The sequence below is a fragment of the Mesorhizobium sp. M7A.F.Ca.US.005.03.1.1 genome (assembly GCF_003997975.1).
Taxonomy (GTDB): Bacteria; Pseudomonadota; Alphaproteobacteria; order Rhizobiales; family Rhizobiaceae; genus Mesorhizobium; species Mesorhizobium ciceri.
Window position 1 is genome coordinate 30,343 of record NZ_RZRO01000069.1, and the last position, 6,352, is coordinate 36,694.

Sequence of the window (6,352 nt, forward strand, 5' to 3'; positions counted from 1 at the left end):
GTCGTGCCTGGCCATCCGTTCGATCAGCAGGTCGTCGAAAGGCTGCAGCCCGAGCCTTGTGCCCGATATTTCGACCGGCAATTTGGTCAGCATGCCCATCGGCAGGTCGAAGAAGGCGCCAAAATGGGTGTCGGGCAGGGCCGGCGAGAACGCGATCTCCTCGAAGGCGAGCACCGCCGGCGAAGCGGTCACGATCACCGCTTTGGCGCGGACGGTGCCGCGATCGGTGACGCAGGCGACGCCGGGCACGTCCCACAGGATCTTGCGTACCGGCGTCGACAGTTCGACCGGCACGCCGGCGCCGAAACGCGCCACCAGCGCGCCAAGGCCCTCCTTGCTGAAGTAGTTCGGGTCGAGATCGGCGGCGGCCTGGAAGTCCAGGATCGAGATTTCGTCCTCGTCGGCGCCGAAATCCATCGGCCCGGCGAAGGTGGCGGCGGCGCGCGGCGCATGGCCTTTTGCCAACAGCGCCGAAAGACGATCGTCATCTCCGTCCTTCACTTCATGCCTGGCCAGCAGTTCGAACAGCTTGGCGTCGGCGGCCTTCATGTCGGCTTCTTCCGCTTCGCTCGCCTTGCGCTCGCGGTAGTAGAGATGATCGACATTCATGTCGTGATGATGCAACGTCCAGCCTGCCACTTGCGCTTCGGGAAAATAGGGATTGCGGTCGGCGGCATGCAGCCAGGCGCAGCCGATGTCGAAAGGCACGCCGAAATGCTGGTCGCTGGTCCAGGCTCGCCCGCCGATTCTGTCCATCGCTTCGAGCAGCGTGAAGGAAAGCCCCGCCGCCTGCAGGGTTTTGGCAGCGGCAAGACCCGCCGAGCCGGCGCCGATGATGACGACATCAACGTCTTGCATGCAGCCCCCTTGCCACAATAATCACTTGATCCTAGGCAAATTCCACGGCATTCGCCAGCATTGCAGCGGTGACAGTGACAAGTGCGCGTTTCGCTGGCAAGTTCGCAATTGGGACGTGATTCAGGCAACCAGGAGATCAACATGGCAATTCTTGCCAAGGGAAAGATGTTTGCAGCGGCCGCGATGGCGGTGCTTGCGCTGGCGACGGGCGCACAGGCAGCGGCCAGCTGCGGCAAGACCGGCGCCGGCTTCGAGGCCTGGAAGCAGGACTTTGCCGCGCAGGCCAGGTCGGAAGGTGTGGGCGCCAAGGGGCTGGCCGCTCTGGCCGGGGCGAACTACGCGACAAAGACGATCTCCGTCGACCGCGGCATTCACAAGGCCTTCAGCGGCTCGGTGGACGATTTCATGCGGCGGCGCGGCGGCGCGGCGATTATCTCCAAGGGCCGGTCGCTGAAAAAGTCGAATGCGGCGCTGTTCTCCAAGATCGAAGCGAATTACGGCGTGTCGCCGGGCGTGTTGCTGGCCATCTGGGGTATGGAAACCGGCTTCGGTTCGGCCATGGGCAACCAGAACACCGTCTCTGCGATTTTGACGCTTGCCTATGATTGCCGCCGCCCGGGGTTCTTCTACCCGCATGCGATCGCCGCCCTGAAGCTGGTCGATCGCGGGGCGCTGACAGCCTCGTCGGTCGGGGCCGCGCATGGCGAGATCGGACACACGCAGTTCCTGCCAGGAAACGTCCTGAAATATGGCGTCGGCGGCGGAAACCTGCGCGACAAGGGCACGGCGCTGGCTTCCACCGCCAACTTCCTCAAGGGCCATGGCTGGCGGGCAGGCGCGAGCGCGAGTGCGAATATGGGCGCGATTGCCGGCTGGAATTCCGCGAGCGTCTATCAGCAGGCCATCGCTCGTATTGCCACGGCGATCGACGGCGATTGACGGACCATGCACCGGGCAGGAGGCCCCGGCCATTTTTGACTTGATCGAAAACCCGGCGTGAATGCCGGGTTTTTATTTGATTTCGAGCGTGTAGGAGCAGCCGGCCAGGGTCTTGCCGGGATGGGACTCGACGGTCGAGACGTTGAGCTTGACGTCCGTGGAGAAGGTCAATCCTTCCGACTCTTCGGTGCTTTGGACAACGACCTTTTCGCCAAGGAATTTTTGCGGCGTGGAAAACACGGCCATGACGTCGAGTTCTTTTGCAAGCTCCGGCGCGGCAACGCCGTCGAGCACGGCCATCGGCCCCGCAGCGGTAAACACGATCGATCCTGTCTCGCGGTTGAACACGCGGATTTTGGCCGGCAGTTCGTATTGGCTGAGAAACGGATTGCCGGAGGCAACCTCCTTCCAGCCAAGCGTTTCAACGGCACCCGGTGCGCTGGACAGCCACAGGGCAAAGTCGTTGTAAGTCGGAACGTCCGCCCTGCACTCGATCAGCGCGGGAAGGTCAAGAGAGGCGGGGTCGAACTCCTGGCCGACGGCCGGCGTCGCCAGAACAACCAGCGGCGCCAGGCAGCGACCGAAACCGCGCATCCGCCCTACTTGGCGCGGTTGCGCGCTGCCAGCGTTCTCAGCCGCAGTGCATTGAGGCGGATGAAGCCGGCGGCGTCCTTCTGGTCATAGGCGCCACGGTCGTCCTCGAAAGTGACCAGCGCATCGGAGTAAAGCGTCTTCTTCGACTTGCGGCCGGTGACCATGACGTTGCCCTTGTAGAGCTTGAGCCGCACCGTGCCCTCGACGTCTTCCTGGCTCTTGTCGATCATCGCCTGCAGCATCAGCCGTTCGGGCGCAAACCAGAAGCCGTTATAGATCAGCTCGGCGTAACGCGGCATGAACTCGTCCTTGAGGTGGGCCGCACCTCGGTCGAGCGTGATCGATTCGATGGCCCGGTGGGCGGCGATCAGGATGGTGCCGCCTGGCGTTTCGTAGACGCCGCGCGACTTCATGCCGACGAAGCGGTTCTCGACCAGGTCGAGCCGGCCGATGCCATTGTCGCGGCCAAGATCGTTGAGTGTCGCCAGCATGGTTGCCGGCGACAATTTCTTGCCGTTCAGCGCGATCGGATCGCCCTTCAGGAACTCGATCTCGATCTCGGTGACCTTGTCCGGCGCGTCCATCGGCGAAACGGTGCGCTGATGAACGAATTCCGGCGGCTCCACCCACGGGTCTTCCAGCACCTTGCCCTCGGAGGACGAATGCAAGAGGTTGGCGTCGACCGAGAACGGTGCATCGCCCTTCTTGTCCTTCGGCACCGAGATCTGGTGCTGCTCGGCGAAATTCATCAGGTCGGTACGCGACTTGAACGTCCAGTCGCGCCACGGCGCGATGACCTTGATGTCGGGGTTCAGTGCGTAAGCCGAGAGCTCGAAGCGAACCTGATCGTTGCCCTTGCCGGTGGCGCCATGCGCGATCGCATCGGCGCCGGTTTCCCGCGCTATATCGACCAGATGCTTGGAGATCAGCGGCCGGGCGATCGAGGTGCCGAGCAGATAGGTGCCTTCATAGACGGTGTTGGCGCGGAACATCGGGAAGACGAAGTCGGCGACGAATTCCTCGCGCACATCGACGATACGGATGTCCTTGATGCCCATCATCTCGGCCTTGCGGCGCGCCGGTTCCAGCTCTTCACCCTGACCGAGATCGGCGGTGAAGGTGATGACCTCGGCGCCGAACTCGGTCTGCAGCCATTTCAGGATGATGGATGTGTCGAGACCGCCGGAATAGGAGAGCACGACTTTCTTGATGTCTTTGGTTTTGGACATTTGGCGGTTCCGCGACAGGAGTTCTTGGCGCGCGAGTATCACGGGGTTTCCGGCTTGCGCAAGAGATGAACGGCCTTGCGCAAGAGATGAACGGCCTTGCGCAAGAGATGAACGGCGCACGGCAGGGGTGACGAACGCGGGTGACGAGCTTTCGCTGTTGTGGCTTGGCTGATCGCGTGGGTTCCGATTTATCTCTTTTCAGTCCTCTGAGAACTTCGCCGTCAACCCGGCTCGGAGCGCTGGCGTTACAGCGCCGCGCGCTTTCAGACGTGCGAAGATGCGGCAGCACTTGATTTTAGTGGTCGAAGACAAGCTTTCGTTGCAAAAATGCTGCACCTCGGCTGCAATCGGGCAAGTCGAGCGGTCGCGTCCATTTCTTTTTACTTCTGGTGCCTTCCGCGTGTTAGCTGCGTCAGTATATTCGGAATATTCGGGGGTCACATGCAGCGTTTTCCTATTGTCGTCGCGTCATTGGTCGTGGCGACGTCTGCCTACGCGGCCGACATCTTGCAGCCGATCGCAGAAGAAACGATGGTCACGCCGCATATCTCCGGCTACGGCGAACTTTACCTTGGCGGACTAAGGTTTCCCGACGGCAACGACGACACGGTCCGGGGCGGCGGTGGTGCAGGTCGCGTCAACATTCCGTTTGCCGGGCGCTGGAACCTGCAAGGCGACCTCACTTACGATCGCATCTGGCAGGACGACTTTCACCTGGATGGCACCGGCGCCGCGATCCATGGCTATTATCGCGATCCCGACAGTTTTGCGGCTGGCGTTTTCGCTGCCTACAAATCCTATGGCTCCAATTTCCTTCGCGACGTAAGTGTGTACGACTATCAGGTGGGGCCGGAAGCCCAGGTCTATCTCGGCAATTTGACCCTTTACGGCCAAGCCTATTATGGCCAGTTCACCTTCGATTCCGAACATTTCGATATCGAACGTTTCGACCAATGGGGTGTCCGCGGCGTCGCGCGTTATTTCGTCCAGAAGAACTTTCGCCTGGATGCCGAACTCGATTTCCACAGAACGCTCGTGGGCTCCAACGAGGACATGTTTGACGCCGCCGTTCAGGCCACATACCGCTTCGACGATACACCGTGGTCGCTGTTTGGGCGCTATCAGTTCGAGCGGACCACGGTCTCCGAAACGGGTTATTCAAGCCACGAAGTCCTGATCGGCGTGCGCGCCAGCTTCGGCAGCAACTCGCTGCTTGACGAGGATCGCAATGGGGCGACCATGGACACCATGCGACCCAACGCGGTGAGAAGTTTCGGGGGCTAAGCTGGGTCCTACGTCCCGCTTCCGGCATCATCGCCTGTCTTGGTACCAACAGCCCCGGCCTCGCGCCGGGGTTTGCGCGAGATGCGCCGACGATGATCGATGCGCTCAAGGCCGGCGCGCTGTGCGGCACGCTGATCTGCGTGCCAGACTGCCGATCCAGCGTGAGGCAGGCGGCGGGCATGATGTCTGGATAAACGAAAAAATCGGTTGTCCGAGAAGCCGGCCCGCTTTTCGGGGCCATGCTCTGGGAAACAACCTGCTACAATCATAGGATGCATTCGACTGGCGGATTTAATCAAGTTTTCATGCGGCCACGCTAAGCAAGCAGGACAGAGTTGTCCTGGTTCGCATGTCGATGCCGGAGCAGCTTTTGCTCGCACATCGCGGGCTCCTCGGGCTTGGGCGACTCTCGATGCGCGTTATATCATGCATCGCCACGGAGCATAATCTGTGGCTTGTCCTCCTGGCGGCGCTGATGTGCGTCACCGGCTGTTGGGTGACGATCGGCCTCTTCGACCGTTCGAGGAAAACCACCGGCGTGCAGATGAAGGGCTGGCTGTTCCTGACCGCGGTCGCCGCCGGCTCGTCGATCTGGTGCACCCATTTCATCGCCATGCTGGCCTACCAGCCCGGCGCGCCGATCACCTTCGATCCGGTCCTGACCATGGCGTCCCTGGTCATCGCCATCGTCGGCACCGGGCTGGGCTTCACCCTCGCATCCGGCAAGAGCCGGCGGCTGGCCCCGGAATGGGGCGGCGTCGTCGTCGGCCTGGCGATCTCGGCCATGCACTACACCGGTATGATGGCCTATCACGTTGCCGGCATTGTCGAATGGGACGGCTCCTATGTCGTGGCCTCACTGGTCATCTCGGCGGTGTTCTCCGCCCTGGCCGTCGGCCATGCCGTACGCCGGCCATACGGCTGGTCGCATTATCTCGCCATCGGGCTGCTGGTGCTGGCGATCGTCGGCCTGCATTTCACGGCTATGGCCGCGGTGGCGGTGACGCCGCTGTCCTTCATCAGCACAGGCACCAATCCCGATATTCTGGTGGCAATGGCGGTCGCCGTCGCCGTGGTCGGCCTGATCGTCGCGGCCACCGGCTTCGCCAGCTACCTGATCGATGAGCGTGGCCGACTGGAGAGTTTCGAGCGGCTTCAGCATCTCGCCCTCAACGACGCCCTTACCGGCCTTCCCAACCGGGTCTCCTTCAACGACCGCCTCGACCATGAGATCGACCGGGCATGCGAGGGCGAGGACACGATGGCGGCGGTCATCGTCATCGATCTCGACCGCTTCAAGGAGATCAACGACCTCAGGGGACACGCGGCCGGCGACCAGGCTCTCAAGATCGTTGCCCGCAGGCTGGCGAAACTCACCGGCGAGGGCGAGTTCGTCGCACGGCTCGGCGGTGACGAGTTCGCCGCCATCAAGCGCTTCAAGGATCAGA

6 protein-coding genes are annotated in these 6,352 nt (G+C 62.1%); 3 read left to right on the forward strand and 3 right to left on the reverse strand.

Features of this window, described 5'->3' with window-relative positions; genetic code table 11:
• A partial coding sequence (locus EN990_RS24380) for an FAD-dependent oxidoreductase (RefSeq protein ID WP_245469204.1) occupies window positions 1–858 on the reverse strand: 858 nt, incomplete at its 3' end.
• Between the two features lie 141 nt (window positions 859–999).
• On the opposite strand from EN990_RS24380, the gene EN990_RS24385 reads away from it, so the two are divergent.
• On the forward strand, window positions 1,000–1,797 hold the full coding sequence (locus EN990_RS24385; RefSeq protein ID WP_024504026.1) for a lytic transglycosylase domain-containing protein: 798 nt from the start codon (window positions 1,000–1,002) through the stop codon (window positions 1,795–1,797).
• Between the two features lie 72 nt (window positions 1,798–1,869).
• Here the strand turns inward: EN990_RS24385 and EN990_RS24390 are convergent, their stop codons facing one another.
• Both EN990_RS24390 and EN990_RS24395 read right to left on the reverse strand, forming a co-directional pair.
• Complete coding sequence (locus EN990_RS24390) at window positions 1,870–2,391, reverse strand: hypothetical protein (protein ID WP_127370077.1); 522 nt, start codon at window positions 2,389–2,391, stop codon at window positions 1,870–1,872.
• A gap of 5 nt (window positions 2,392–2,396) precedes the next feature.
• Complete coding sequence (locus tag EN990_RS24395) at window positions 2,397–3,620, reverse strand: argininosuccinate synthase (protein WP_127370076.1); 1,224 nt, start codon at window positions 3,618–3,620, stop codon at window positions 2,397–2,399.
• Between the two features lie 441 nt (window positions 3,621–4,061).
• On the opposite strand from EN990_RS24395, the gene EN990_RS24400 reads away from it, so the two are divergent.
• Entirely contained in the window at window positions 4,062–4,904 is an 843-nt protein-coding gene (locus EN990_RS24400; protein ID WP_127384645.1) for a hypothetical protein, read from the forward strand.
• Window positions 4,905–5,316: 412 nt separating this feature from the next.
• On the forward strand, window positions 5,317–6,352 hold a 1,036-nt coding region (locus EN990_RS24405), incomplete at its 3' end, for an MHYT domain-containing protein (RefSeq protein WP_245469205.1).

Bases quoted from the DNA above. Each gene is read 5' to 3' on its own strand.
- EN990_RS24395 (WP_127370076.1), bottom strand. From the start codon at position 3,620: ATGTCCAAAACCAAAGACATCAAGAAAGTCGTGCTCTCCTATTCCGGC.
- EN990_RS24390 (WP_127370077.1), bottom strand. From the start codon at position 2,391: ATGCGCGGTTTCGGTCGCTGCCTGGCGCCGCTGGTTGTTCTGGCGACG.
- EN990_RS24400 (WP_127384645.1), top strand. From the start codon at position 4,062: ATGCAGCGTTTTCCTATTGTCGTCGCGTCATTGGTCGTGGCGACGTCT.
- EN990_RS24385 (WP_024504026.1), top strand. From the start codon at position 1,000: ATGGCAATTCTTGCCAAGGGAAAGATGTTTGCAGCGGCCGCGATGGCG.